Genomic DNA, 3,406 nt, shown 5'->3' with positions numbered 1-3,406 from the left:
TGTGACGGCCCATACCGCCGACGGCGCTGCTCCCGACTGGCGGGCCCTGGCGCAAAGCGGGCGTACGCTGGTTTGTTATATGGGTATGAGTCGAAACGAACAACTGCAGCAGGATATGTTGCAGGCCGGTTTTGCCGGCGATCTGCCGGTCGCTGTGGTCGAGCGCGTGACCTGTCGAAATGAACGCAGTTTGTTTACGACGCTGCGTGCCATGTCGGCAGACATTAGCGCCGCTGGATTGGGCAGTCCCGCGTTGCTGATTATCGGTCAAGCGGTGACGCATCGGGTCCAGGCCCGGGCGCATGCTGAATGTGCGGCGCAAGGCATGCCAGATGCGATGACCGTTCAAGCGGCATGCCTGTGAACCAGATGCTTGGATATTACCTATTTCACAATAGGGAGTACCCGTATGCCGCGAGACAGCAACACCCATAAGCCTGGCGCGCGCAGGACGCACTTACTGGCCAATCTGTGGACATTGCCGCGAATAACGCGTGCAACTTACGCTAGCTGTCATTGCTGCCGCAGATATTTGGTACGTATTTTCATGATCAGCTTTGACATTGCGGACACAGATATCACGGGAACCCCCAAGTGATCATTTGAATCAAACCCGGTCTGAACACGCCCGCGACAAGTGCAGAATATCTGCGCTGTGCTGATGGTCAGTACTGACGGTAAAAGGGCCCGACCGAAGCCGGGCCCTGCCTGATAAGGAGGATACGATGAGACGAATCGTATTACAACTTATCCTGATCGGTATATCGCTGGTATTGCTAGCGTATAGCGCACCAGCTTATTGATCAGGGACCGGTGGGGCGGATCCCACCGGTTTCAGGTTTTAATTTACTTAATCATGATTCCTATGTCAATCTCGTATTTTCCGAGGGTACAAATAGACCTTGATTGCGATGCTCATTCTTTCAGGTAAACATACCGACTTGCATTACATATAGTAAAAATAAAGCGATGCAGTTGAAGTCAACAAGACAATGAGGCAAAGCTTCCCGCAGATCGTCAATATGAATGGAACTGTCGGAGATTACGAAGCGATCATTTGAATCAAACCCGGTCTGAACACGCCCCCGATAAATGCAAAATATCTGCGCTGTGCTGATGGTCAGCGCAGACGGTAAAAGGGCCCGACCGAAGCCGGGCCCTGCCTGATAAGGAGGATACGATGAAGCGAATCGTATTACAACTTATCCTGATCGGTATATCGCTGGTGTTGCTAGTGTATAGCGCTAATGTATAGCTCCCCAGCTTATTGATCAGGGACCGGTGGGAACGTACCCCACCGGTTTCAGGTTTTAATTTACAAAATATATCCCTAGCTGTCAATTGTGGACAAAGGTAGTTTTACCGACAGCATCACAACAGGGATAAGTGCACTGCCAGCACATGCTACCAACCCAACCTCGTACTGCCGGATTGGGTAGCACTCTTTTGCCGCTGCTGGGCATCAGGTTTTGTGATACAGCTCGGCGCCTTTTTTCATGAATTCGATCGATTTTTCCTGCATGCCCTGCTGTAATGCCTTATCTGCCGTCAGACCCTGCTTCTGGGCGTATTCACGTACGTCCTGGGTAATTTTCATGCTGCAGAAATGTGGCCCGCACATGGAACAGAAGTGAGCCACTTTCATCGAATCCTTGGGCAGTGTTTCGTCGTGGAACTCCTTGGCGGTATCCGGGTCCAGGCCCAGATTGAACTGGTCGTCCCAGCGGAACTCAAAGCGGGCTTTGGACAGTGCATTGTCACGGATGGCCGAGCCCGGGTGACCCTTGGCCAGATCGGCGGCGTGCGCGGCAATTTTATAGGTGATAATGCCGTCCTTCACGTCTTTCTTGTTGGGCAGCCCAAGGTGTTCTTTCGGGGTGACGTAGCACAACATGGCTGTTCCATACCATCCGATCAGCGCCGCGCCAATGCCGGAGGTAATATGATCGTAGCCGGGGGCAATATCGGTCGTCAACGGGCCCAGAGTATAGAACGGCGCCTCATCGCAATGCTCCAGCTGCAGATCCATATTTTCCTTGATCAAATGCATGGGCACATGGCCCGGGCCTTCGATCATGACCTGGACATCGTGCTTCCACGCCACTTTAGTCAGTTCGCCCAGCGTTTTGAGTTCGGCAAACTGGGCCTCGTCATTGGCATCGTAACCAGAGCCGGGTCGCAGTCCATCGCCCAGTGAGAAACTGACATCGTAGGCTTTCATGATGTCGCAAATGTCTTCAAAGTGGGTATACAGGAAGCTTTCCTCGTGGTGGGCAAGACACCATTTGGCCATAATGGAACCGCCCCGTGACACGATGCCGGTCATGCGATCGGCAGTCATGGGGATGAACGGCAGGCGCACACCCGCATGAATGGTGAAATAGTCCACGCCCTGTTCAGCCTGTTCGATCAGCGTGTCCCGGAAAATTTCCCAGGTCAGTTCCTCTGCCTTGCCATCGACTTTTTCCAGCGCCTGATAAATAGGCACGGTCCCGATGGGAACTGGCGAGTTGCGGATGATCCATTCGCGGGTTTCATGGATATGCTTGCCGGTGGACAAATCCATCACCGTATCGCCACCCCAGCGGATGGCCCAGGTCATTTTTTCCACTTCCTCATTGATGCTTGAGCCAAGCGCCGAGTTGCCGATATTGGCATTGATCTTGACCAGGAAATTGCGGCCAATGGCCATGGGTTCAATTTCCGGGTGATTGATGTTGGCCGGAATGATGGCGCGCCCGCGAGCGATCTCGTCCCGCACGAATTCCGGGGTGATTTTTTTGGGAATGGAAGCGCCAAAAGACTGTCCCGGATGCTGGCGCAGAATGCGTGCAGCCAGCTTTGCGCCTTCAGGTCCGCTTTGGCGCACGCTTTCGATGTACTGCTCAATCCGCATGTTTTCGCGGATGGCCACAAATTCCATTTCTGGCGTAATAATGCCTTTGCGCGCGTAGTGCATTTGGCTCACATTGCGACCTGCCAATGCACGTCGGGGCGGGCGCTGCAGTTCGAAGCGCATGGCAGTGAGGGCCGGATCTGTCAGGCGTTCCTGCCCATAGACACTGCTGGGACCGGATAGTACTTCGGTATCCTGCCGTTCATCGATCCAGGCGCGGCGAACTTCGGGCAGGCCCTTGCGGATATCAATATGTACCTTGGGGTCCGTATACGGGCCGCTGGCATCGTACACGGTCAGCGGCGGATTGGATTCCCCGCCAAAAAGGGTAGGCGTATCATCCTGACTGATTTCACGAAATGGCACGCGAATGTCCGGGCGAGAACCCTGTTCATAAATTTTGCGTGACTGGGGAAGCGCCTGGATGGCGGCGGAATCAACCTGAGCCGTCGCGGCCAGGAATTTTGGGTTTGCACTCATGTTTGCTCCAAAACAATTGAAATTGGAGCC

General features: G+C 53.9%; 2 protein-coding genes. One reads left to right on the top strand and one right to left on the bottom strand.

The annotated features are described in order from the left end of the window. Positions 1 to 364: SAM-dependent methyltransferase (locus tag ACTIKR_RS20470; protein WP_442328888.1), on the top strand; the 364-nt coding region annotated here is incomplete at its 5' end. Positions 365 to 1,462: 1,098 nt separating this feature from the next. Here the strand turns inward: ACTIKR_RS20470 and thiC are convergent. After that, the gene (gene thiC, locus ACTIKR_RS20465; RefSeq protein WP_193090511.1) at positions 1,463 to 3,376 is read right to left on the bottom strand and encodes a phosphomethylpyrimidine synthase ThiC; all 1,914 of its coding nucleotides are present in this window, start codon (positions 3,374 to 3,376) and stop codon (positions 1,463 to 1,465) included. Positions 3,377 to 3,406 lie beyond the last annotated feature (30 nt).

Source organism: Advenella sp., from assembly GCF_052108595.1.
Lineage (GTDB): Bacteria > Pseudomonadota > Gammaproteobacteria > Burkholderiales > Burkholderiaceae_B > Advenella.
The sequence above is the reverse complement of the archived record's forward strand: the minus strand, read 5'-3'. Positions and strand labels throughout refer to the sequence as shown.